The sequence below is a fragment of the Pseudomonas sp. C9-3 genome, from assembly GCF_032392015.1.
Lineage (GTDB): Bacteria > Pseudomonadota > Gammaproteobacteria > Pseudomonadales > Pseudomonadaceae > Pseudomonas > Pseudomonas nitroreducens.
In genome coordinates this window covers 462,860-483,646 of the sequence record NZ_CP135919.1, presented here as the reverse complement: position 1 = coordinate 483,646, position 20,787 = coordinate 462,860, and the positions used below count along the sequence as shown (strand labels likewise).

The following is a 20,787-nucleotide window of genomic DNA, read 5'->3' as shown; positions in this document are numbered from 1 at the left end:
ACGGGATAGCTTTTTACGGGTGGACCCGAAGCCTCAGCCGCCAGTTTCGGGCCCGGTGGCCAGCGCCCAGGTCTGGCGCACGTCGTTGACCATCGCCGCGCGAAGCGCCTCGCGACGTCGGAATTCGCTTCGATGGTGACTTTTCACCTCGGCGATATCACGTGCTGGCTCACGCTCGGGCAAGCGGTACCAGTGGCGCTCGTGGCGCACGCCGTGCAACTCCAGCCAGAAGGCATCGTAGCTGGACCTCAGCTTGTGCGAGCAGGTATGCGCGGCGTCGCCGATCCCCTGAATGGGCAAACCGCCGATGCAGTCCGCCAGCGCGTAAAGGGCGCTGATCAGCAGGCTCTTCGGACGCATCCCGTGCATTTCCTTGCCCAGCCACTTGACCAGCCCTTCTCCCAGGTCGGAACGCGGGCCTTGCAGGCCGCCGATCATGATGGCCTGGCTGCCCAGGCAGAAACTCAGGGAGTACAGCCGCTGGCCAGTGGCATCGCGCAGGAACAGGCCGACCTCACCTTCCTTGGCAAATACCGAGGGCTCCAGGGACAGATGAAGCCGTTCGCCGCCCTTGAGCGCTATCTCGCACAGGGCAACGCGCTGATAGCCGAGCAAGCGCTCCTTCCAGGAACCGGGCAACCGCCCCAGGCACGCGTAGTGTTCGACCAGGGCACGCAGACGACGAGGGATGCCCCAGTACCGGCAGAGATACTTCTTGCGGTAACGCCGGGCGGCCACCAGCTGATCGTTGTAGGACACGTCCAGCTGCGGGTACTGCCGGCGCTGACGAGTCCAGCGCCAGTGCAGGTGGGGGGCAACGATCATGGCCAGCAGGTTCTGGCCGGATTTACGAAGCGAGCGCAATGACATACAGGAAAATCAGCAGGAAGGTGGACCAACGGTATGCGTACCGGCTTTGGGAACGCTTAAGAAACTCGGGCCCGCGCACTGTGCCGATCACCCCCGATCGAATCTGTAGGAGCTGGCGACAAGCACCCGGCGAACAATCCGATCGTGTCGTTTGCTCAATAGCACCGATTCGAGCCGCACCACCCGCTATGCTCATTCGCACACTGTGTGTTTCCCCCCAAGGAGGACGTGATGGGCAAGAAGAAGAGCAAGGCGAATACCCCAATCCCCGAAACAACCGGAAAAATGAAGAACAAGGATTACGAAGAGCACCTGCGCAAGCTGTCGGTGGAGCTGGTCAAGCTGCAGCAATGGGTGGTGCAGAAGGGCCTGAAGGTCTGCATCATCTTCGAGGGCCGCGATGGCGCCGGCAAAGGCGGCACCATCAAGGCGCTCACCGAGCGCGTCAGCCCGCGGGTGTTCCGCGTGGTGGCGCTGCCCACGCCCACTGAAAGGGAGAAATCCCAGCTCTACGCCCAGCGCTACATCCGCCACCTGCCGTCGGCCGGTGAAGTGGTGATCTTCGACCGCAGCTGGTACAACCGCGCCGGCGTCGAGCGGGTGATGGGCTTCTGCACTGAAGAACAGGCGGACAAGTTCCTGGCCGTGACCCCGCTGTTCGAGCGCATGCTCACCGAGTCGGGGATCATCCTGCTGAAGTTCTGGCTGGAGGTCAGCCCCGAGGAGCAGGAGCGCCGCCTCAAGGACCGCATCACCGACGGTCGCAAGATCTGGAAGCTCTCGCCCATGGACGTGAAGTCCTTCACCCGCTGGGACGAATACACCCGCGCCCGCGACCTGATGTTCGCCGCTACCGACTCGCCCTGGGCGCCCTGGATCGTGGCCCCTTCCGAGGACAAGAAGCGCGTGCGCCTGAACGTCATCAGCCACGTCCTCAAGCACGTGCCGTACAAGGAAATCCCGCGTGAGGAAGTGAAGCTGCCCAAGCGCGGCAAGATCGGCAAGTACAAGAGCCCCGACTATCCGATCCACTACATCGAAGAGAAATTCTGAGGCCAACCGGGGTCGGCACACGCCGGCCCTGGATCATCTGTCCACGGAAGCTGTAGTTGCTCGGGAGCGGTTCACGCAATGCTTTGGAGATAGGCCTCCACTTCGCCGGAAAGCCACCCGGCGAATGCCGCCACCTTGGCCCGGGCCGCGTCGCGCTCGGGCCACACCAGCCAGTACGGAAAGCCGTAGGGCACGCGCAGGTCGCTCAGCGCCACCAGCTCGCCGCTTTGCAGCGCAGCGGCCACCAGGCTGCGACGCTCGAGGCCGATGCCCTGGCCCATGCGTACCGCCTCGATGCTCAGGTTGGAATCGTTCACCACGAACTCCGCAGGCTCCTGGGGCACTGCCACTTCCGCCGCCTGGCACCAGCCCAGCCAGGACTCAAACCCCGTGACGCGCGGGCATCGAAGAATCGCTTCCGGCGTTGTCGGCAGGTGCCCTCCGTTGAAGTCCGGCGAAGCGACAACCACCACTTCGTCCTCGAACAGGCGCTGCCGGGCCAGCCCTTCCCAGTGTCCCTGGCCGATGCGAATGGCCACATCGGCCAACCCCTGGCGCAGGTCCATCACTTCCAGGCTGGCCAGCAGGCGCAGGCGGTACTGTGGATAAGCCGCACGGAATCCGGGCAGACGTGGCAACAGCCATTTCTGGCCGAAAGACGGCGTGAGTGCCACCACCAGTTCGTCCTCCCCCGGGCGGGCCTTCGCCAGCCGAGTCGCCTCGGCGATATCGCGCAGCGCGCCGCGAATCTGCAGGGCATACAGGCGGCCCTCCTCGCTCAGCCGCAGCCCTCGGCCTTCGCGCTGCAGCAGGGTGATGCCCAGCAGGCTCTCCAGCTGGCGCACCTGCTGGCTGATGGCCGAGTGGGTGACGTGCAGCTCACTGGCGGCGAGGGTCACGCTGCCAAGCCTGGCGACAGCTTCGAAGCTGCGCAGGGCGGAGAGCGGTGGCAATGCGCTCATGTAAGTTTTCCTAACCGAATCGGTCACTAATCGTCGCTATTACCCAGGGGTCAAAGCCGCTAGATTCATGGCCAGCGCGCGGAGGACTGCGCCAGCCACCATGCAATTTCCACTAACAGGATGTGCCCATGCAACAGAAGCTTCCGCACCTGATCGGCATGCTCGACTCGCCCTACGTGCGCCGTGTCGCCATCACCCTGCGCCTGCTCGGCATCGAGTTCAGCCACCAGTCGCTGTCGGTATTCCGCACCTACGAGGAATTCCGCGGCATCAACCCGGTAGTCAAGGCACCGACCCTGGTACTGGGCGATGGCCAGGTGCTGATGGACTCGACCCTGATCATCGACTGCCTCGAACACCTGGCCGGCCGCAGCCTGATGCCCGCCGAACCGGCCGCACGGGTGCGCGCCACGCGTCTGCTGGGCCTCGCGCTGGCAGTCATGGAGAAGGCGGTGCAACACTACTACGAGCAACAGCGGCCGGATGACAAGCAACTGGCCAGTTGGCAGGAGCGGGTCGACCAGCAACTGCATGCCGCCCTGGCACAACTGGAGAGCGAGCTGCGCGAAATGTCGCTGGATGCCGCCGCGCCGCTGGACCAGGCCGGCCTGAGCATCGCGGTGGCCTGGACGTTCGTGCAGCTGCTGCACTCGGAGCACATCCCGGCGGACAGCTATCCGGCGGTAGGTGACTGGGCGCAACAGGCCGAGGCACTGGACGTGTTCAAGGCCTTCCCGCCGGTGTGATCTCTCGCTGAGCGCAGGAGCGGGCTCCGTCCGCGATGGGTTCTCTGCGCGACGGTGATCTATCGCGGACAAAGTCCGCTCCCACGCGCCTTGACGCTCAATCCTTCGGCAGTTCCTCATGCTGCTGGCGAGTGAAGCGCAGCAGCACGAAGCAGATGAAGAAGCCGCAGAGCGCCAGCCCGGCGGCGACAAGGAAGATCGACGCATAGCCGTGACGGGCGGCGACCAGCCCCATCAGCGGGCCGGCGACGCCCATCGCCAGGTCGAAGAACAGTGCGTAGGCGCCCAGCCCCGCGCTGCGGCTGCTGGCCGGGATGCGCAGCACCGCCTCCACACCCAGTGACGGATAGACCAGCGACAGGCCACAGCCGGTCAACGCCGCGCCCAGCAGCGCGAAGCCCGGCCCCGGCGCCTGCCAGAGCAGCAGCAGGCCGAAGACTTCCACGCCGAGGCAGACCACCGCGACGGCAAAGCCGCCGAAGCGATTGACCATGCCCGAGAAGATCAGCCGCGCGCCGACAAAGCAGACGCCAAAGGCGGTCAGGCACCAGGCCGGATTGGCCCAACCCTGGCTGCCGTAATAGAGGGTAATGAAGGTCGCCAGGGTGCCAAAGCCAATGGAGCCGAGCATCACGCACATCCCATAGGGCAGCACGCGGCCCAGCACCGCGTGGAAGGCCATGCGCGTACCGGGGATGGTCGGCACCTCCGCGCGGTTGCGGGCCGCCAGCCAGCCCAGCGCGGTGAGCACCAGGATGCTCACACCCAGGCTCCACAGGCCCAGCGAAGCCGACATGGTCACCCCCAGTGGCGCACCGATGGCAATGCCGCCATAGCTGACGATGCCATTCCAGGAAATCACCTTGGCGGTGTTCTGCGTGCCCACCAGCGCAATGCCCCAGCTCGCCGTCCCTATCCCCAGCAACCCCTGCGCCAGGCCGAACAGCAGGCGGCTGCCCAGAAGCAGCGTCAGGCTCAGCCAGGTCACCGATTCGAGGCTGGTGGAAGCCAGCACCAGCGCCCCACCGATGCCCAGCACACCCAGGCCATAGAGCACGGCGCGCTTGGCACCGTGGGTGTCCGCGATGTGGCCCGCCAACGGCCGGGATACCAGGGTGGCGATGTACTGCAGGCCGATGACCGCGCCGGCGATCACCGTCGAGTAGCCCAGGCCTTCATGGACGAAACCGGGCAGCGCCGGCAGCAGCAGTCCGATGCTCAGGAACAGGACGAAGGTGAAGACGACGGTCGCGAGGATGCGCAGGGTGACGGAGGCGGTTCGCTGCTCGGACGAGCTCATGGACGGGCCTGACGGTGGGTGGCGGAGCGTGTGCGGGGACGATTGAAAGCAGGCTATCTATTTCCGCCTCGATTGCCAATCCGAACCTCGCGCGCCGTTCGATGCTCCTATAGTTGTTCCATTGCCGCGCGCCGCAGCGGTGCGCTCCACCTGCAGCAAGGAGATCGTCATGGATACCAGCCAGCACAGCCTGGGCGCCCTGTTCAAGCAACTGGGCCTGCCCGACGGGCGCAAGGAGATCGATGCCTTCCTCGGCAGCCACCGCCTCGCCGAAGGCCAGAAACTGCCGGACGCGCCGTTCTGGAACGAGGCCCAGTCGCAGTTCCTGCGCGAGGCGCTGCAACAGGATTCGGACTGGACCGAGGAAGCCGACGAACTGGCGGTTCGGCTGTCCAACTGATCCGCCGTTACCTCACTTGAGATAGGAGCGCAGCACGCCCATGACCTGTTCCAGGTCTTCGTGGCGCTGCGCCGCGGTACGGTCCTCGGCGCCCAGATGGTCGCGCAGATGGCCCTCGAGCACCTCGGCCATCAGGCCATTCACCGCGCCGCGGATGGCGGCGATCTGCTGCAGGATCGCCGCACATTCGCTGCCCGCCTCCAGCGCCCGTTCCAGCGCCTCGCTCTGGCCCTTGATGCGGCGCACCCGGGTCAACAGCTTCTTCTGGTCCTTGATGGTATGTCCCACGTCAAAAGCTCCAAAGGTATACTGGGGTATAGTATCCAGACTGATCCTACGGACCATCATCATGCAGCATGCCGCCCCCTCGCAAGACGGTCGCCACGACCACCAGTTCCACGAAGGCAATCCCCTGGCCGAGCGCAACACCCTGCGTGCCGCACTGCTGACCGTCGTGATGATGGTGGTGGAGATCGCCGGCGGCTGGGTGTTCAACTCCATGGCGCTGCTCGCCGACGGCTGGCACATGAGTTCCCACGCCCTGGCGCTGGGCCTGGCGTTCTTCGCCTACGTGGCGGCGCGGCGCTTCAAGGGCGACGCACGCTTCGCCTTCGGCACCTTCAAGATCGAGATCCTCGCCAGCTATACCAGCGCCATCCTGCTGCTGGGCGTGGCGGCGCTGATGATGTTCGAGTCCGTCGCCCGATTGCTCTCCCCTTCGCCGATCCATTACCAGCAGGCCATCGCCATCGCGGTCATCGGCCTGCTGGTGAACCTGGCCTGCGCCTGGCTGCTGCGCGGCGAGCATCACCATGACCATGATCACGGGCACGATCATCACGGTCATGACCATCATCACGGCCATGACCACGACCTGAACCTGCGCGCCGCCTACCTGCACGTGCTGGCCGACGCCGCCACCTCGGTAGCGGCGATCATCGCGCTGATCGGCGGCCTGATCTGGGGCGCCGCCTGGCTCGACCCGCTGATGGGCATGATCGGCGCCGTACTGGTGGCCGTCTGGTCGATCGGCCTGCTCAAGCAGAGCGGCCGGGTGCTGCTGGATGCCGAAATGAACGACCCGGTAGTGGAAGAAATCCGCGAGGTGGTCGCCGGCTTGCCGCAACCGGCGCGGATCACCGACCTGCACCTGTGGCGCGTAGGCAAGTCGCGCTATGCCTGCATCCTCAGCCTCGCCAGCAGCGGGAATCTGACGCCGGAGCTGGTGCGCCGGCGCCTGCAGGTCCACGAGGAACTGGCGCACATCACGGTGGAGATCAACCCTCTCCCCGCGTGAACGACCGGAAGTCGTGGCGGCTTTGACGACCGCCACGCCGCTACGGCCTAATGCGCAGCCTGTCGAACCCCGGTCGCCCGCCCGCATGCCCAGCTCCCGCTTCTCCACCGCCCAGCAACGCGCCAGCATCCTGCACCTGCCCGCCGGCCCCTGGACGACGGTACTCGATTGCCTGTGCGCGCGCTTCCCGGCGATCAGCCGCGACACCTGGCTGGACCGCATGGCGCGCGGCAAGGTGCTGGACAACGACGGCCAGCCCATCGGCCCCGAGCACCCCTACCGCGAAGCGCTGCGCATCCACTACTTCCGCGAGGTGCCGCAGGAAACGCCGATCCCCTTCCAGGAGAGCATCCTGTATGCCGACGAACACCTGGTGGTGGCGGACAAGCCGCACTTCCTGCCGGTGACGCCTGCCGGTCAATACGTCGAGGAAACCCTCCTCGCCCGTCTCACCAGGCGCCTGGACAACCCGCTGCTGGTACCGCTGCACCGCATCGACCGGCTCACCGCCGGGCTGGTGCTGTTCTCTACCAACCCGGACAACCGCGATGCCTACCAGGCGCTGTTCCGCGAGCGGCGCATCCACAAGATGTACGAAGCCATCGCGCCAGCGCTGCCGGAGCGGGAGTTTCCCCTTGTGCACCGTTCGCGAATGGTCGAGGGCGATCCCTTCATCCGCATGCAGGAAGTGGACGGCACGCCCAACAGCGAAACCCGCATCGAGGTGCTCGAACAGCGCGGCGCCCTGTGGCGCTATGGATTGCACCCGGTCTCCGGCAAACGTCACCAGCTGCGCGTGCACATGTCGGGCCTGGGCGCGGCGCTGTGCTTCGATCCGCTCTACCCGACGCTGCCACCGCGCGGCGAACGTCCGCCGGAAGACTTCGACAAGCCGCTGAAGCTGCTGGCCCGGCAACTGGAGTTCATCGACCCGGTCACCGGCGAGGCGCGGCACTTCAGGAGCCAGCTGGAGCTCTCCTGGCCTTCCATCAATTTCATCGATGGTCACCCTTAAGACGATCCATTTCCGTCGATAGTGGCCCCGGTGTTTTCATAGCTCCACCCCAAGGAGAGAAAGCATCGGGAGCCGAACATGAGCTACAGCGCCAAGTCCTTTTCCGCCCTCGTCAACGCCCTGCGTGCCGACGGCATCACCCGTCCCGAACAGATGGCCCGCCAGCCCTTCCGCAATGCCCAGGGCTTCTGGTCCGCGGTGGCGAAGAAATGAATCTGGTGCGGCGACTCCCGCCTGCGCTGCGCATGGATGCGGTGATCGTCCTCTACGCACTGGCCGCGGCCTGGCTGGTTTTTTCCGGGTTGTAGGCCCGGTCAGGTTCGCGAGCGAGGACCAGGCGTCCTCCTCGATCCTGCGAAGAACACGCCGAAGTGGAATCCGACTGCAGGAGCGAGCTTGCTCGCGAACCCGTCACAAACGAAAAGGGCAGCCACGGCTGCCCTTTTCGTATCCCACGCGGCCCTGCCGCGCCCATCCTCACTTCTTCAGACAGGTGCTCATGAACGCCTTGCGTTCGTCGCCCTTGAGCGCCTTGGTGGTCGCATCGGCGTTGCAGGTCTTCATCTTCTCCTGCTGCGGGGTCATTTTCTTGGCGTCGCCGCCGCCAGCCTTAAGGCAAGTGCTCATGTACGCCTTGCGCTCATCGCCTTTCAGCGTCTTGGCGGTGGCATCGGCGTTACAGGACTTCATCTTCTCCTGCTGCGCGGTCTGCGCGGCGGTGGCAGCAAAGCCTTGCGCCGAAAACAGCAGGGCCAGGACGAGCAGCGGAATCCGAACGGTGGTCATGGAGTGGTCTCCCAGGATGGAATTGCCACTCTGAGCGTAGCTCGCAGCCCAGCATTCGCGAGGCTTGCAACGCGATGCAGCGGTTGGCGTCGCCAGCCCCGTGACCGTTTCCACGGCCTAAGAAGACAATTGGTTATATATAAATTCTAATTGATAATTTTTTGAAATAACAAAAATGCCGCAGTATGGCGCTGCCACCCATCCGGTACGCCAGGAACCTGCCATGTCGCTGTTGACCCTTCCCAATGCCCGCGAGCAAACCAAGTCGGTCCGCGCCACGGTGCTGGTGTTCAAGGACCCGCGCTCGCAGGAGCTGCTCAACCGCATCGAGCGCCTGGCGCCCAGCGAGGCCAACGCGCTGATCATCGGCGAGACCGGCACCGGCAAGGAACTGGTCGCCCGACATATCCACAAGCTCAGCCGACGCAGCACCGCCCCCTTCGTGGCGGTGAACTGCGGGGCCTTTTCCGAGACACTGGTGGAGAGCGAGCTGTTCGGCCACGAGAAAGGCGCCTACACCGGCGCTACCAGCAGCAAGGCCGGCTGGTTCGAGTCGGCCAACGGCGGCACCCTGTTCCTCGACGAAATCGGCGACCTGCCGCTGAACATGCAGGTGAAGTTGCTGCGCGTATTGCAGGAGCGCGAAGTCGTGCGCCTGGGTTCGCGCACGCCGGTACCGATCAATGTACGGGTGGTTGCCGCGACCAACGTCAACCTGGCCGACGCCGTGGTGGCCGGGCATTTCCGCGAAGACCTGTTCTACCGCCTGCACGTCGCCACCATTCGCCTGCCGCCACTGCGCGAGCGCCCCGGCGACATCCTGCCGCTGGCCGAGTTCTTCCTCGAGGAACACTGCCAGCGCCTGGGCTACAACCGTGCGTCGCTGAGCCCGGAGGCCGAACGCAAGCTGCTGGGCCACACCTGGCCGGGCAACATCCGCGAGCTGGAGAATGCCATCCACCACGCCCTGCTGGTGTGCCGCAACCAGCAGGTGCAGCCGGGCGATCTGCAACTGGCCGAGCTGCCCTCCGCTCCGCGCCACGACCTGCTGCGCCAGGACCACCTCCCCCACGCCCTCGCCCCGCGAGTCGAGGCGACGCTGGAGCAGGCGCTGCTGGAGTTGTTCGAAAGCAACAAGCCCGACCTCTACGAGCATGTCGAGGAAGTCCTGTTCCGCACCGCCTACCACTTCTGCCACGGCAACCAGCTACAGACTGGCCGTCTGCTGGGCATCAGCCGCAACATCGTCCGGGCGCGCCTGGAGAAGATCGGCGAACTGAACCTCAGCCGCACCGGCTGAGGTGGTTTCAGCCCCCGTCAGCGCTGGGCTGAAACCGTCCGTCGGCGCTCATCGCCCGGCCGCCCCCCGGCAAAGGTTATAATCCGCGCCGTTTTTCCGGCCGGCACGCCAGCGCCCACTGAACGTCTACACTGCCAGAACGACACCCCGGCGCGGTGTGCATTGCCCGTGCGAGGCCCATCTTCAAAGCTTCAAGTCATCAGCTATTCATCAGGAATGATCGTGACCAAAGACGAACTGCGCGCGGAACTGGAGCGCCAGGAGCAACGTTTCAAGGATGAACAGGGCGGCGAAGTGACCCTTTATGCCGCCCAGCCCGAACCCGGCAAGAAGCCCTGGCGCAAGCGACCCAGCGTGCAGGACAAGGCCTTCGACCGGGAGCTGGAAAGAATCGAAGAAGAACGACTGAAAAAGGATCTGGAAGCCCCGTCCCTTTAATCGCAGGTACGGCCCCAGGCCGAAAGACTCCCCCGGAATCTGCCGGGGAAAATCTTGAGGCGATGGGCGAGCAGTGCTCCGTGGGGGAGCCCGCCAGTTGGCCTGCAAACACTCATCCGATGGGCCGGCGGCCCGCGTGGAAGCATTGCAAACTTTTTCCACCCTGCCTGAAAGCGCCGTGCGACGAGGCGTCGCGCAAATTGGAGAAACCGTTTCAGGCTGAATACGGTGCTCCAAGCTTCTGGCATAATCGCCGCCCCGTCTCCGACCGGTCATAGAATTTTCATGTTCGATCTCTTCAGCGGACTCGATCTCTGGGTGGGTATCAGCCTGGTGCTGGCACTCACGTTCGTCCTTGCCTTCGAGTTCATCAATGGCTTCCACGACACCGCCAACGCGGTGGCCACGGTCATCTATACCAAGGCCATGTCCCCGTACCGCGCGGTGATCCTCTCCGGCATCTTCAACTTCCTCGGCGTATTGCTCGGCGGCGTTGGCGTCGCCTACGCAATCGTCCACCTGCTGCCGGTGGAACTGCTGATCAACGTGAACACCGGCCACGGCCTGGCGATGGTGTTCTCGCTGCTCGCCGCCGCCATCACCTGGAACCTGGGTACCTGGTACTTCGGCATCCCGGCCTCCAGCTCGCACACCCTGATCGGCTCGATCCTCGGCGTGGGCCTGGCGAATGCACTGATCAACGGCGTGCCGGTGGCCGACGGGATCAACTGGGGCAAGGCCATCGACATCGGCCTGTCGCTGATCTTCTCGCCGCTGGCCGGCTTCCTCGTCGCCGGCGCACTGCTGATCGGCCTGAAGTGGCTGTATCCGCTGTCGAAGATGCACAAGACGCCGGAAACCCGCCGCGACGTCGACGAGAAGAAGCACCCGCCGTTCTGGAACCGCCTGGTACTGGTGATCTCGGCCATGACCGTGAGCTTCGTGCACGGCTCCAACGACGGCCAGAAGGGCATCGGCCTGATCATGCTGGTGCTGATCGGCATCGTCCCGGCGAAGTTCGTCCTCGACCTGAACAGCACCACCTACCAGATCGAGCGCACCCGCGACGCCGCCATCCACCTGCAGCAGTTCTACAACCGCCACTCCGACACCCTCGGCGAGATGCTCGCCCTGGGCAAGGCTAACGAAGCGGACCTGCCGGACCTGTACCGCTGCGAGCCGAAACAGACCGAGGCGACCCTCAAGGGCCTGCTGAGCGACCTGCACGGCGTTTCCAGCTACACCGAGCTGAACGACGATGAGCGCGTGCAGGTACGCCGCTACCTGCTGTGCCTGGACGACACCGCGAAGAAGGTCGGCAAGCTGTCCGAGCTGCCATCGCGCGAGAAGGCGGACCTGGAGAAGCTGCGCAAGGACCTGACCAGCACCACCGAATACGCTCCCTTCTGGGTGATCATCGCGGTGGCCCTGGCTCTGGGCATCGGCACCATGGTCGGCTGGAAGCGCGTGGTGCTCACCGTCGGCGAGAAGATTGGCAAGCAGGGCATGACCTATGCCCAGGGCATCGCCGCCCAGCTCACCGCGACCGCCGCCATCGGCATGGCCAACATCTACAGCCTGCCGGTCTCAACGACGCACGTCCTGTCCTCGGGCGTGGCGGGCACCATGGTGGCGAACCGCAGCGGCCTGCAAGGCAGCACGATCCGCAACATCCTCATGGCCTGGGTACTGACCCTGCCCGTGTCGATCGCGCTGGCTGCCGGCCTGTTCTGGCTGTCCTCGCGCTTCATCGGCTGAGCCTGCGTCACGCGCCACGAAAAACGCCTGCATCCGCAGGCGTTTTTCATTTCCGAGCCCTCAGAGACTCACGGCCTGTCGCGGCAGGCGGATGACAAAACGCGCGCCGCCCTTGTAGTTATCCACAGACAGGCTGCCGCCCATGTTGCGGATCAGGTCGTGGCTCACCGACAACCCCAGCCCGGTGCCCTTGCCGATGGGCTTGGTGGTGAAGAAGGCCTCGAAGATGCGCTCCATCACAGCCGGGTCGATACCGCCGGCGTTGTCGCGCACGTGCAGCTCCACCCAATCGGTGTCGGTGCACGGCTCCTGCGCCACGCCGACCCAGCGGGCGCCCTCCTCGCCCCGCCCGAGCAGCGCGTCGCGCGCGTTGGCCAGCAGGTTGATCAGCACCTGCTCGAGCTGGTCGGAGTAGCCGCGCACCACCACCCGCTGCGCCGGCGGCCGGCACTCCAGGCTGATGCCCTGCTGCGTCAGGCTTTCGCCCAGCAGCGCAATGGCGCCTTCGCAGGCGTCGTAGGGATCGAAGGGCGCGGCTTCCAGCTCCGATTTACGGCTGAACACGCCCATGTGGCTGATCACCCGTGATAGACGATCGATCTGCGCGTCGGCGCGCTCCAGCTTTTCCTTCAGGTATTCCGGTTCGCCCAGCTTCTGCCGGGCGTTGTAGAGGGACATGCGCATGACGTGCAGCGGCTGCTTCATCTCGTGGGCCATGCCGCTGACCATCTCGCCCAGGCTGGCCATCTTCGCGCCCTGCGCCAACTGCTGCTGTGCATGGCGCACGGCGGTGTTGTCGCGGCCCACCGCCTGGACTTCCACCAGCCGGCCCTCGGCATCCAGCAGCGGTCTGTCCGACCAGATCAGCCAGAGGTTGCGCTGGCCGGGCAGGCAGAAACGCAGCTCCCAGGAGTCATCCGCCGCGCCCTGGCCACCGCCTACCAGGCGCGCTCGCAAGGCACTGCAATCCTGTTGCGACAGCCATTCGTCCAACCGTCGACCCAGCAGCGCCTCCACCGGTTCGCCCAGCACCTGGGCGAACGTGCGGTTGATGAAGGTCAGCCTCAGGTCCGGGTCGTAGCGGCAGATCAGCGCCGGCGAGTCTTCCACCAGTACGCGGTAGCGCTCCTCGCTTTCAGCGATCTGCAATGCCGCAAGACGCTGCTCGGTGACATCCAGCCAGAGGCCGACAGCCTCCTGCGGAATGCCCTGGATATCCCGCAGCAGCTTGGCCTCGTCATACAGCCAGTGCCATTCGCCGCTACTGTCGCAGAGGCGGTACTCGGTGCGCACGCGGCCCTCGCGCAGCAATTCGCGGCCACGGTCGAGGAAGGCCTCCAGATCCTCGGGATGCACCCGTTCGGCCAGTGCCTGCCAACTCTGCCCCTGCAGGTCCAGGCCGAGAATATTGCCCGCGCTCTCGCTGTAGAACTCCGGGATCAGGTGTCCCTCTTCGACGCGCTGCACGTAGATCACCACCGGCGCACTGTCGATCAGGTTGCGCAGCCGGGCATGGGCGGCCAGCGCCTGCTCTTCCTGCAGCTTGCCCTCGCTGATATCCAGCAGCACGCCGTCCATCAACTGGTCGCCGGCGCGGGCCTGCCGTCGTCCCTGCAGGCGCAGCCAGCGGCGCGTCTGGGTCGACGCTGCACTGCGCAGGCGCAGGTCCTGGACCAGCCGCCCGCCCGGTTGCAGGTTGCGAAGGCGCAGGCCGAGCTCGTCGGCATCAGCCGGGTGCAACAGGGCCAGCAGGTCGGCCAGGGCCAACTGCAATTGCCCTTCCGCCAGGCCGAGGCTGGCCGCGACGGCCGGCGACAGTTCGAACAGGTTCTCGTCGACCCGCAAGCGCCACCAGCCACCGCCGACCATGTCCTGCAACAGGCTCAGGCGCCGGCTGCTATCGCGCAGGCTGTGCAGTTCGGTGCGCTCGTGCACGAGGTTGGTGAGGATTTCCGCCAGGTACTGCCAATCGCTCGGGGCCAGCCCTGGCCAGGTGCCGCCGTGCTCCATGGGTTCGGCCAGCAGCCCGGCGAGGCGCCCGCCCCGCACAGGCGCCGGAATCAGGTAGAGCTGGGCGCAGCACAGGGTACGCAGCAGCTCCGACGGCCTGTCATCCGCCCCCAGCAGGCAGGCACCGCTGGCCGTGCGCAGCTCGTCGCCGGGCAGCGCCAGGTTTTCCCGCAGCAGGCTGTCGAATCCGGGCTGCACGTAGCAGGCGAAAACCCGCAGGCTCTGGTCCGGAGCCTCCAGCAAGAGCGCCATGCTGCGCATGTGGAAGTTGCTGCAGAAGGCCTCCAGCACTTCGCTTACCGCCTCACCGAGGCGGCGCTGGGAGCTATGGCGCAGGCGCGCCAGCAGGAGCTTGCTGAGGTTCAGGCACTGCAACTTGTGCTGCTGGTTGTCGGATTGCCAGTTCAGGTCGGAGATGTCCGTGCCCAGCAACAGGCAATGCTCGTTGGGCTGCAGGACGGCGCGGAAGCGGCAGACCAGCGGCAGGTCACCGGTGCTGCGCAGCACCAGGTCGAGGCGCTCGCCGCCGCGCAGGCTGGATACCTGCATGCCGCCGGGAATTCGGCGATCCAGATAATCGCCGAGCCCCGGCAGATCCCCATTGCCCGGCAGCGGCGGCAGCAACCTGTGGGCCTGGCTGCCGCCACGGGCGATGACGCGGTCACGACTGTCCAGCTCCAGCCACAGGTCGCAGTGGCCGGTCACCACGGGCTCGGCCAACTCCTCCACCGGCAGAGCCGGGCGCCGCCGTGCGGCCAGGGGCCGGCTTGGCAGCGGGTTTTCGTTCATCTCATGCTGGCCACGGGGCCTGGAGCGCCAGAAATCGAACATCCAGCGCCTCAGAGCAGGACGCTGGCCGTGCCGCTGAGCACGTCCGGCAAGCGCGGCACGGTGCCGATCCCTGGCAGGGTCAGCAGCGGCACGATGGGCGAGGTGGCATAGGGATAGCTGATGCAAACCTGCACACGGGTGTACTGGCGGCCCGACACCGTTTGCGTCACCGGGGTATCCATGAACTGCCCGCCGTAACAGCCATTGCGCCAGCTCGTCGGCATCCAGCTCAGGCGTTGGGTCACGGCGCTGTCCACGGCAGCCTTGAGCGCGGCGTTATAACCGCCCGCCGCCTGTGGATTCACCGAAACGGCCACCCGCGCGCCGGCCGCCGCCGCATCGTTGAAGGACTGCAGCATCAGCAGGGGTACGCAGTAACCCAGCAGCCCGTAAAGAACCGCAAAGAACAGAACGAAGACCGCGGCGAACTCGATAGCTACCGCGCCCCGCTGCGTGCTGCGACCGCCGACTCCGTTCATGCGCAATACTCCCGGACCAACATGCAACTTGAATGATCGTTCAACTTATCGGCACGGCGAAACTTTGCTGAAGATACGCGCCGTCGGATAATTACCGCTACCCAGCAATACTAGGCGGTCTTCCGGGATTCGCCGGATGTCCTGTCGGAATAACGTTGCGAGCCAAATTCGAATTTATCTGGCTTGAATTGCAATATAGCGCTGCAATAGCAAATACCTTAAGAATCCTCGCATCTGCTTCGACATCGCCGCCACCGGGATAAGGATATTCTCGATGCTGTTCAAACTCTGCCTTCTGGCTTGGTTCGCGGTCTGTGCCTACCAGGATCTCACCCGGCTGCGGGTCAGCAACTGGCTGACCCTGGGCGGCGCCCTGCTCGCCCTGCTGTTCCTGCTGGCGACCGGTCACACGCTGACCGGATATACCCCGCAGGCCGCGGCACTGGCGGCGTTGCTGGCGGCAGTGCTCACCGTGCCGGGCTACTGGCTGGGGAAGCTGGGCGCAGCCGACGTGAAGCTGCTGGTCGCTCTGGGCCTTGCCAGTGACCCATTGACGGTGCTCTACACCCTGGCCCTGGCCAGCCTGTTCTGCGTACTCCTGATGCTCGCCAGCAAACTTTTGATTGATTCGGACAGAGTGGCGATTAATTGCAAAAAGAAATTAGCCAGACTGCAACCGTCAAAGTTCAAGTCATTTCCTTTCATATTCACGCTATTCGCCGGTCTTCTGACGGCCTTTTCTCTGCCTTACTGATGCCGCTTATTTTATTGGCGCGATGAAAACTTAACGACTATATGCTAAGGGTTAATACCACCCATCGCCTGATGGAACGATCCGGCTGCGGTTATTGAACAACCGGACGATAAAAATAATGGATATGTATTTTCAAGGAGCGTGCAGTCATGGACAAAACGGCCAATCGCCGTTTCAGCGTGCTGGTCATCGATGACGAGCCGCAGGTCACTTCCGAGCTTTCCGAGTTGCTGGAAAACAGCGGCTACCACTGCGTGGTCAGCGACAGCAAGGACAGCGCCCTGCAGAGATTCCGCGACGATCCCTCGATCGGCCTGGTGATCTGCGACCTGGGCCTGGGGCGCGACAACGGCATTCGCGTGGTCGAGGCGCTGAAGGAGGCGGCCGGCACGGCGCGGTTCTTCGAAACCATCATCCTCACCGGCCAGCAGGGCAGCCAGGAAGTGATCGAGGCCATGCGCGTGGGCGTTGCCGACTACTACCAGAAGCCGGTCGCGCCGATGGACCTGCTCAAGGGCCTGGAGCGCCTGGAAGCGCGCCTGCACGAACGCATTCGCAGCCAGCTCAGCCTGAGCCATGTGAACCAGCGCCTGGAATACCTGGCCGAATCGCTCAATTCGATTTCGCGGGATATCCACAAGATCAAGTACGAGGTGCATGGCGGTGGCCAGCCCGTCAGCAACAGTGCCCTGAAACAGGAGCAGGAAGCGCCGGCCAGCACCACGCCGAGCAACGCCGAGCAGATCGCACCGGTGGTCAACAACCCGCTGTTCAACAAGCTCTCGCCGCGCCAGCAGGCGGTAGCGCGCCTGGTGAGCAAGGGGCTGACCAACTACCAGATCGCCTACGACCTGGGGATCACCGAGAACACCGTGAAGCTTTACGTCTCGCAGGTGCTGCGGCTGATGCACATGCACAACCGCACGCAGCTCGCCCTCGCCATCTCCCCCACCGCCTCCCAGAGCAGCGCGGTGCACTGAGCACCGAGCCGCTCCTGGCGATCTTCAGATCAGCAGCTCGGCGCCGCCGGTCTGAAGGTCGATCAGGCGTACGTCGAGGATGCCGGTCTGGATACCGAGCAGCGACAGCAGCGGGTCGATCAGTTGCTGGCCGAGGGCACTGACGAGCGTTCCCAACCCCGATGTCAGGTTGAGCATCAGGTCAGCGAGCGAGTTGACGATACTGCTCAGCGCACAGAGCAACCAGCTGACAAGAATAATGGCATTGCAATTACCACCCGCAGTGACCTTGATGCTCAGCGAGTTTCCAAGACTGGCCAGCCCCGCCCCAAGCGAAGAGCCCAGCGGACTCTGCACCCGCGTCACCGCGCTGGGCAGATCCGACGGACCGTTCACCGTAAAGCTCAGTGACTGCTCGCCAGGAATGGCGAACTGCGTGCCGGCCGAGGCGCTGCTGCCGCTCGCCCCGGTCGCGGTATTGGTGATCGTCACCCCCAGCAAACTGCCACTGGCGCCGGACAGCAGGCTGACGTTGGCATCAATATTGGCGCTCGCCACCCCCGGCCGCGCCTTCACGTTGACGATCGCCGACTGCCCCACTCCGCCGCACTGGATACTGTCCAGCGCGGCGTAACCTTCCGCCACGCCGACTTTCAGGCTCAACGCCAGCTTCACTAGATTCAACCCCAGCAAATTGGCATTGGCGCCCACGACCAGTTGTACTTGGGCATTCTTCGCCACGGTTCGCCAATTACCGGCGCTGTCCTTGCCCGGATAACCGATTGCGATGGTGGGCGGAGAGATGACCTGCAGCTTGACCGTGGGCACCACGCCGGCAATGTTCTTTCCCTTCAGATCGAGGTCGACGGCATTGTTCTTGTTCGCCACCAGTGCCGTCGCCATCAGCAGGTCCAGCAGATTGACCCCCGCGTTGAGCGCCGTATCGCGCACGCTGTCAGGCGCCACCACGCTGAGGATCTGCCCGAGGGTCAGGTTGGCCGTCGGCACGTTGATGGTCGCCAGCGCGGTGCGCAGCAGGGAGGTATTCACGTTGGCCAACTGCGAGGCATCCGCCGCATTGACCATCGCCTGGAGCAACTGCGCGGCGGTGACGTTGGCGCCCAGCAGGCTGTCGACCTTGCCCAGTTCCAGGTTCACACCGGCCGCCTTGAGTTGCTGGCTGAGGGCAAGCAGCGAGACGTTCGCTCCCGCAATCCCCTGGTAGGTAACCAGGTCCAGGTTGATGCTGGTGCCCAGCAAACCACCGAGCAGCGCGTTGAGCAACGGCGAGTTGGTCGAGTCCAGGCTCAGTACGCCGCTGCCGGCGGAAATCCCCGCCATCGCCGTGCGCCGGGCTACAGCCTGGGCGCTGAGTATGGTGTTGCTGCTCGCGCCGCTGAACAGGCTGGCAACATTGAGCAGCAAGCTGGAAGGCACCGTGTGGGTCGCCTGCACGCGCACGGAGTCCGCCGGGTCGCCACCGGCGATGAACGTCCGCCGCGATGACGCCGAGCCATATCCGCCATCGAAGGTCACACTGCCCAGCGTCGCCAGCAGGGAGTCGCCGGTGGCCGGGACGAACCCGTTGCGGGCCGCGCTGGTCGTGACGTAACCCTGCACACCCGACGGCAGCCCACACAATCCGCTGAGGGACGCCGCCTCCAGGGCCGCCATGTCGACGACCCGCTGCAACTTGCGCTGCTCGTAGTACAAACGCCCGGTGTCGATCACCAGCGCCAGGCAGATCAGCGCCAGCAACAACGTGCCAGCCGCCATGACTCCAATCGCACCCCGCTGCCGTTCGCGTCCCATGGCACGCTCCCGAAGGATTACTTCTTGTCGGTGCTGAAGCTGTTGTCGTCGAGCAGATACTCGGGGATTTCGCGGGTATAGCTCTTCAGGTAGCGCTGGTAGGCGCGGTCACGCTCGGCTGGCGTCGCACTCTGGTGGTTGGCCGAGGCAGCGCGCCCACTGGACTGCAACTCCAGCCAGCTGAGAACTTCCTGCTGATCGCGGGCCGTGGTGCCCGCCTTGGTGGGCACCGCCGCGCGTTCGGCGGCCAGCGTCATCATCGGCGCAGCCAGCAGGGCGCCGACCAGAATCCATGCCTTCATCGCATCCTCCCTGCTCGCCTCAGCGAGCCTTGAACAGCAACTTCGCATCGTGCGCCACGGCGGGCGTCGAGTCGGCCAGCGCCGGATGCGCATCGACGGCGGGCTCGTCCACGTAGCTGACGGTGTCCGCCTCCACCTTGGGTTGGCTTACCGGACTGCCATGTCCCAGGTCGTGCGCCTGATCCTGCGCTGCACGCACCTGCTCGGCCGACAGACCGACGCTCTGGATCAGGCGAGTAGCCTCGGGGGTCTCGCCCTGCATGAACATCAGGCTCAGCAGGTTGGTCGCCGGCAGCTTGTCGTGCTCGTCCAGTTCCATGGCGGTGATGAATTCGAAACGCGCCTTCTCCAGCTCGCCACGGCGCAGCAGGACGAAGCCCAGGTCATTGCGCAGGGCGCTGTCGGTAGGCTGCAGGCGTGCCGCTTCGCGCAACTCGCGTTCGGCTTCCACGGTATTGCCGGCACGCATGGCGATCTGCCCCAGGCCATGGTGGGCCTCGGCGGTTTTGCAGGTGCCGAGCAGGCCTTCGTAGACAATCCGCGCCTTGGGGTCGCCGATACGGCGCAGGGCCAGGGCCTTGCTTTCGCGCACTTCCAGCGAGTTCGGCGGCAGGGTTTCGAGGTTGGCCAGCGCAGCGTGGGCGCGGCCGTTGTCGAGCATCTCGCGAGCCAGATTGAGCTGCAGTTCCACCGACTGGCCCAGGTTCTCGTCGCAATGCTGGCCGACGGTCGGGCCGCCCAGCGTGTCGAAGTTGGCACAACCGCCGAGCGCCAGGCTCAGCAGTCCGATCGCGCAGGCGTTTCTCATCCCATACCCCCCATGGCCTTGGTAATGGCGAGGAACCCGGGCCCGGCGAGGATGATCAACAGTGCCGGGAACAACAGCACCATCATCACCAGGCTCATCTTCGCCGACAGCTTGCTGACCTTTTCCTGCAGGGCAGTCAGACGGCGGTCCTCGAACAATTGCTTGAGCGTGAGCAACGAGCTGCGCGCGCTGCCACCCTGGCGCACCATCTGCCGCAGCACGTTGCAGCAGTCGGTCAGCTCACCGACCATCAGGCGGCGGCTCAGTTGCTCCAGCTCCTCGGCCAGCTCCAGACCGCTGTCGGTGTGAGCCAGCACGGTCTCCAGCTCCGAGGCCAGCACCGGGACGATGTTCCTGCCCTCGCGGCAGACCACCCGCAGGCTCTGCTCGACGGTCAGGCCAGAGTCGAAGAGGATGCGGATCAGCTGGATGAACAGGATCACTTCGCCAGCCAGGCGCGTCCGGCGCTTCTCGGCAAGATAGGCCAGCACTCGCTTGGGCAGCAGGAAGCCGATGCCCGCGGCGAACAGCAGCGGCACCACCGGCGAGGTAGCGGGGTGGCCCTGCATGGCGAGGTAGACGATGGTGATTCCCATCAGCACGAACGGGCAGGCGATCAGGGTCATCAGGTAGACGCTGCGCGGCGTGTTGCCGCTCCAGCCGGCCTGGTGCAGCAGCACGCGGACTTCGTCGTCGCGCAGGTGCAGGCGCTTGCCCAGCCCGCTGCTGCCGAGGCGGTCGAACAGATCCGCCACGCGATTGCCGGAGCGCGGCAGCGGCTGGCCGCCCAGGCGTTGCTCGATCAGTCGTTGTTCGCGCCCCGCCGCGCGGCTCTGCGAGAGCATCAGCAGGATCGCCGCCAGCAGCAGGATCAGCGCCATCAGGCCGTACATCAGTGGCATGGCGA

22 protein-coding genes are annotated in these 20,787 nt (G+C 65.1%); 11 read left to right on the top strand and 11 right to left on the bottom strand.

Going from position 1 to position 20,787, the window contains the following annotated elements; translation table 11 throughout:
• Window positions 1-33: 33 nt before the first annotated feature.
• Window positions 34-825: a DUF535 family protein gene (locus RS899_RS02245; RefSeq protein ID WP_315808980.1), complete on the bottom strand. Its 792-nt coding sequence runs from the start codon at window positions 823-825 to the stop codon at window positions 34-36.
• Window positions 826-1,101: 276 nt separating this feature from the next.
• Between RS899_RS02245 and ppk2 the strand changes: the two genes are divergently transcribed.
• Window positions 1,102-1,923, top strand: coding sequence for a polyphosphate kinase 2 (gene ppk2 / locus RS899_RS02240; RefSeq protein WP_054906546.1), 822 nt, complete (start codon window positions 1,102-1,104; stop codon window positions 1,921-1,923).
• A 71-nt stretch (window positions 1,924-1,994) separates the two neighbouring features.
• On the opposite strand, the gene RS899_RS02235 is transcribed toward ppk2, so the two are convergent.
• Window positions 1,995-2,885 carry a LysR substrate-binding domain-containing protein gene (locus RS899_RS02235; protein WP_315808979.1) on the bottom strand — a complete coding sequence of 297 codons (891 nt, stop codon included), beginning with the start codon at window positions 2,883-2,885 and terminating at the stop codon, window positions 1,995-1,997.
• A gap of 128 nt (window positions 2,886-3,013) precedes the next feature.
• On the opposite strand from RS899_RS02235, the gene RS899_RS02230 reads away from it, so the two are divergent.
• Window positions 3,014-3,631, top strand: coding sequence for a glutathione S-transferase (locus RS899_RS02230; RefSeq protein WP_315808978.1), 618 nt, complete (start codon window positions 3,014-3,016; stop codon window positions 3,629-3,631).
• Between the two features lie 97 nt (window positions 3,632-3,728).
• Here the strand turns inward: RS899_RS02230 and RS899_RS02225 are convergent, their stop codons facing one another.
• Complete coding sequence (locus RS899_RS02225; protein ID WP_315808977.1) at window positions 3,729-4,931, bottom strand: MFS transporter; 1,203 nt, start codon at window positions 4,929-4,931, stop codon at window positions 3,729-3,731.
• A gap of 169 nt (window positions 4,932-5,100) precedes the next feature.
• Here RS899_RS02225 and RS899_RS02220 point away from each other — a divergent pair, with 169 nt between their 5' ends.
• A complete protein-coding gene (locus tag RS899_RS02220) occupies window positions 5,101-5,331 on the top strand; it encodes a DUF2789 domain-containing protein (protein WP_024764117.1) in 231 nt (76 codons plus the stop codon).
• 12 nt (window positions 5,332-5,343) lie between these two features.
• Here the strand turns inward: RS899_RS02220 and RS899_RS02215 are convergent, their stop codons facing one another.
• Window positions 5,344-5,619, bottom strand: coding sequence for a metal/formaldehyde-sensitive transcriptional repressor (locus RS899_RS02215; protein WP_024764116.1), 276 nt, complete (start codon window positions 5,617-5,619; stop codon window positions 5,344-5,346).
• 61 nt (window positions 5,620-5,680) lie between these two features.
• Between RS899_RS02215 and dmeF the strand changes: the two genes are divergently transcribed.
• The 3 genes from dmeF to RS899_RS02200 all read left to right on the top strand — a co-directional run bounded on the left by dmeF (window position 5,681) and on the right by RS899_RS02200 (window position 7,856).
• Window positions 5,681-6,628: a CDF family Co(II)/Ni(II) efflux transporter DmeF gene (gene dmeF / locus RS899_RS02210; RefSeq protein ID WP_315808976.1), complete on the top strand. Its 948-nt coding sequence runs from the start codon at window positions 5,681-5,683 to the stop codon at window positions 6,626-6,628.
• 85 nt (window positions 6,629-6,713) lie between these two features.
• Window positions 6,714-7,643 carry a pseudouridine synthase gene (locus RS899_RS02205; protein ID WP_315808975.1) on the top strand — a complete coding sequence of 310 codons (930 nt, stop codon included), beginning with the start codon at window positions 6,714-6,716 and terminating at the stop codon, window positions 7,641-7,643.
• Window positions 7,644-7,721: 78 nt separating this feature from the next.
• Complete coding sequence (locus RS899_RS02200) at window positions 7,722-7,856, top strand: hypothetical protein (RefSeq protein ID WP_017519380.1); 135 nt, start codon at window positions 7,722-7,724, stop codon at window positions 7,854-7,856.
• A gap of 264 nt (window positions 7,857-8,120) precedes the next feature.
• Here the strand turns inward: RS899_RS02200 and RS899_RS02195 are convergent, their stop codons facing one another.
• Complete coding sequence (locus tag RS899_RS02195; RefSeq protein ID WP_054906552.1) at window positions 8,121-8,429, bottom strand: PsiF family protein; 309 nt, start codon at window positions 8,427-8,429, stop codon at window positions 8,121-8,123.
• A gap of 223 nt (window positions 8,430-8,652) precedes the next feature.
• Between RS899_RS02195 and RS899_RS02190 the strand changes: the two genes are divergently transcribed.
• The 3 genes from RS899_RS02190 (at window position 8,653) to RS899_RS02180 (ending at window position 11,925) form a co-directional block, all read left to right on the top strand.
• The gene (locus tag RS899_RS02190) at window positions 8,653-9,729 is read left to right on the top strand and encodes a sigma-54 interaction domain-containing protein (RefSeq protein ID WP_024764112.1); all 1,077 of its coding nucleotides are present in this window, start codon (window positions 8,653-8,655) and stop codon (window positions 9,727-9,729) included.
• Between the two features lie 222 nt (window positions 9,730-9,951).
• The gene (locus RS899_RS02185) at window positions 9,952-10,167 is read left to right on the top strand and encodes a hypothetical protein (RefSeq protein WP_024764111.1); all 216 of its coding nucleotides are present in this window, start codon (window positions 9,952-9,954) and stop codon (window positions 10,165-10,167) included.
• 285 nt (window positions 10,168-10,452) lie between these two features.
• The gene (locus tag RS899_RS02180) at window positions 10,453-11,925 is read left to right on the top strand and encodes an inorganic phosphate transporter (protein WP_054906553.1); all 1,473 of its coding nucleotides are present in this window, start codon (window positions 10,453-10,455) and stop codon (window positions 11,923-11,925) included.
• 60 nt (window positions 11,926-11,985) lie between these two features.
• Here the strand turns inward: RS899_RS02180 and RS899_RS02175 are convergent, their stop codons facing one another.
• Window positions 11,986-14,766 carry a PAS domain-containing sensor histidine kinase gene (locus RS899_RS02175; RefSeq protein ID WP_233299301.1) on the bottom strand — a complete coding sequence of 927 codons (2,781 nt, stop codon included), beginning with the start codon at window positions 14,764-14,766 and terminating at the stop codon, window positions 11,986-11,988.
• An 8-nt stretch (window positions 14,767-14,774) separates the two neighbouring features.
• Window positions 14,775-15,245, bottom strand: coding sequence for a TadE/TadG family type IV pilus assembly protein (locus RS899_RS02170; protein WP_024764108.1), 471 nt, complete (start codon window positions 15,243-15,245; stop codon window positions 14,775-14,777).
• Window positions 15,246-15,519: 274 nt separating this feature from the next.
• Here RS899_RS02170 and RS899_RS02165 point away from each other — a divergent pair, with 274 nt between their 5' ends.
• Both RS899_RS02165 and RS899_RS02160 read left to right on the top strand, forming a co-directional pair.
• Window positions 15,520-15,999 carry a prepilin peptidase gene (locus RS899_RS02165; protein ID WP_315808974.1) on the top strand — a complete coding sequence of 160 codons (480 nt, stop codon included), beginning with the start codon at window positions 15,520-15,522 and terminating at the stop codon, window positions 15,997-15,999.
• A gap of 149 nt (window positions 16,000-16,148) precedes the next feature.
• Window positions 16,149-16,979 carry a response regulator transcription factor gene (locus RS899_RS02160; RefSeq protein WP_054906554.1) on the top strand — a complete coding sequence of 277 codons (831 nt, stop codon included), beginning with the start codon at window positions 16,149-16,151 and terminating at the stop codon, window positions 16,977-16,979.
• Between the two features lie 24 nt (window positions 16,980-17,003).
• Here the strand turns inward: RS899_RS02160 and RS899_RS02155 are convergent, their stop codons facing one another.
• From RS899_RS02155 to RS899_RS02140, 4 genes are read right to left on the bottom strand one after another with little or no spacing between them, the layout of a single operon-like run.
• Window positions 17,004-18,770, bottom strand: coding sequence for a pilus assembly protein TadG-related protein (locus RS899_RS02155; RefSeq protein ID WP_315808973.1), 1,767 nt, complete (start codon window positions 18,768-18,770; stop codon window positions 17,004-17,006).
• A 17-nt stretch (window positions 18,771-18,787) separates the two neighbouring features.
• Window positions 18,788-19,072 carry a DUF3613 domain-containing protein gene (locus RS899_RS02150; protein WP_054906556.1) on the bottom strand — a complete coding sequence of 95 codons (285 nt, stop codon included), beginning with the start codon at window positions 19,070-19,072 and terminating at the stop codon, window positions 18,788-18,790.
• 19 nt (window positions 19,073-19,091) lie between these two features.
• A complete protein-coding gene (locus RS899_RS02145; RefSeq protein WP_315808972.1) occupies window positions 19,092-19,880 on the bottom strand; it encodes a tetratricopeptide repeat protein in 789 nt (262 codons plus the stop codon).
• The gene (locus tag RS899_RS02140) at window positions 19,877-20,782 is read right to left on the bottom strand and encodes a type II secretion system F family protein (RefSeq protein WP_315808971.1); all 906 of its coding nucleotides are present in this window, start codon (window positions 20,780-20,782) and stop codon (window positions 19,877-19,879) included. The genes RS899_RS02145 and RS899_RS02140 overlap by 4 nt, the downstream gene beginning before the upstream one ends.
• Between the last annotated feature and the right edge of the window lie 5 nt (window positions 20,783-20,787).

Excerpts from the sequence above, each read along its gene's own strand:
- RS899_RS02245 (WP_315808980.1), bottom strand. The coding sequence starts at position 825 with ATGATCGTTGCCCCCCACCTGCACTGGCGCTGGACTCGTCAGCGCCGG.
- ppk2 (WP_054906546.1), top strand. The coding sequence starts at position 1,102 with ATGGGCAAGAAGAAGAGCAAGGCGAATACCCCAATCCCCGAAACAACC.
- RS899_RS02235 (WP_315808979.1), bottom strand. The coding sequence starts at position 2,885 with ATGAGCGCATTGCCACCGCTCTCCGCCCTGCGCAGCTTCGAAGCTGTC.
- RS899_RS02230 (WP_315808978.1), top strand. The coding sequence starts at position 3,014 with ATGCAACAGAAGCTTCCGCACCTGATCGGCATGCTCGACTCGCCCTAC.
- RS899_RS02225 (WP_315808977.1), bottom strand. The coding sequence starts at position 4,931 with ATGAGCTCGTCCGAGCAGCGAACCGCCTCCGTCACCCTGCGCATCCTC.
- RS899_RS02220 (WP_024764117.1), top strand. The coding sequence starts at position 5,101 with ATGGATACCAGCCAGCACAGCCTGGGCGCCCTGTTCAAGCAACTGGGC.
- dmeF (WP_315808976.1), top strand. The coding sequence starts at position 5,681 with ATGCAGCATGCCGCCCCCTCGCAAGACGGTCGCCACGACCACCAGTTC.
- RS899_RS02205 (WP_315808975.1), top strand. The coding sequence starts at position 6,714 with ATGCCCAGCTCCCGCTTCTCCACCGCCCAGCAACGCGCCAGCATCCTG.
- RS899_RS02200 (WP_017519380.1), top strand. The coding sequence starts at position 7,722 with ATGAGCTACAGCGCCAAGTCCTTTTCCGCCCTCGTCAACGCCCTGCGT.
- RS899_RS02195 (WP_054906552.1), bottom strand. The coding sequence starts at position 8,429 with ATGACCACCGTTCGGATTCCGCTGCTCGTCCTGGCCCTGCTGTTTTCG.
- RS899_RS02190 (WP_024764112.1), top strand. The coding sequence starts at position 8,653 with ATGTCGCTGTTGACCCTTCCCAATGCCCGCGAGCAAACCAAGTCGGTC.
- RS899_RS02180 (WP_054906553.1), top strand. The coding sequence starts at position 10,453 with ATGTTCGATCTCTTCAGCGGACTCGATCTCTGGGTGGGTATCAGCCTG.
- RS899_RS02175 (WP_233299301.1), bottom strand. The coding sequence starts at position 14,766 with ATGTTCGATTTCTGGCGCTCCAGGCCCCGTGGCCAGCATGAGATGAAC.
- RS899_RS02170 (WP_024764108.1), bottom strand. The coding sequence starts at position 15,245 with ATGAACGGAGTCGGCGGTCGCAGCACGCAGCGGGGCGCGGTAGCTATC.
- RS899_RS02165 (WP_315808974.1), top strand. The coding sequence starts at position 15,520 with ATGCTGTTCAAACTCTGCCTTCTGGCTTGGTTCGCGGTCTGTGCCTAC.
- RS899_RS02160 (WP_054906554.1), top strand. The coding sequence starts at position 16,149 with ATGGACAAAACGGCCAATCGCCGTTTCAGCGTGCTGGTCATCGATGAC.
- RS899_RS02155 (WP_315808973.1), bottom strand. The coding sequence starts at position 18,770 with ATGGGACGCGAACGGCAGCGGGGTGCGATTGGAGTCATGGCGGCTGGC.
- RS899_RS02150 (WP_054906556.1), bottom strand. The coding sequence starts at position 19,072 with ATGAAGGCATGGATTCTGGTCGGCGCCCTGCTGGCTGCGCCGATGATG.
- RS899_RS02145 (WP_315808972.1), bottom strand. The coding sequence starts at position 19,880 with ATGAGAAACGCCTGCGCGATCGGACTGCTGAGCCTGGCGCTCGGCGGT.
- RS899_RS02140 (WP_315808971.1), bottom strand. The coding sequence starts at position 20,782 with ATGCCACTGATGTACGGCCTGATGGCGCTGATCCTGCTGCTGGCGGCG.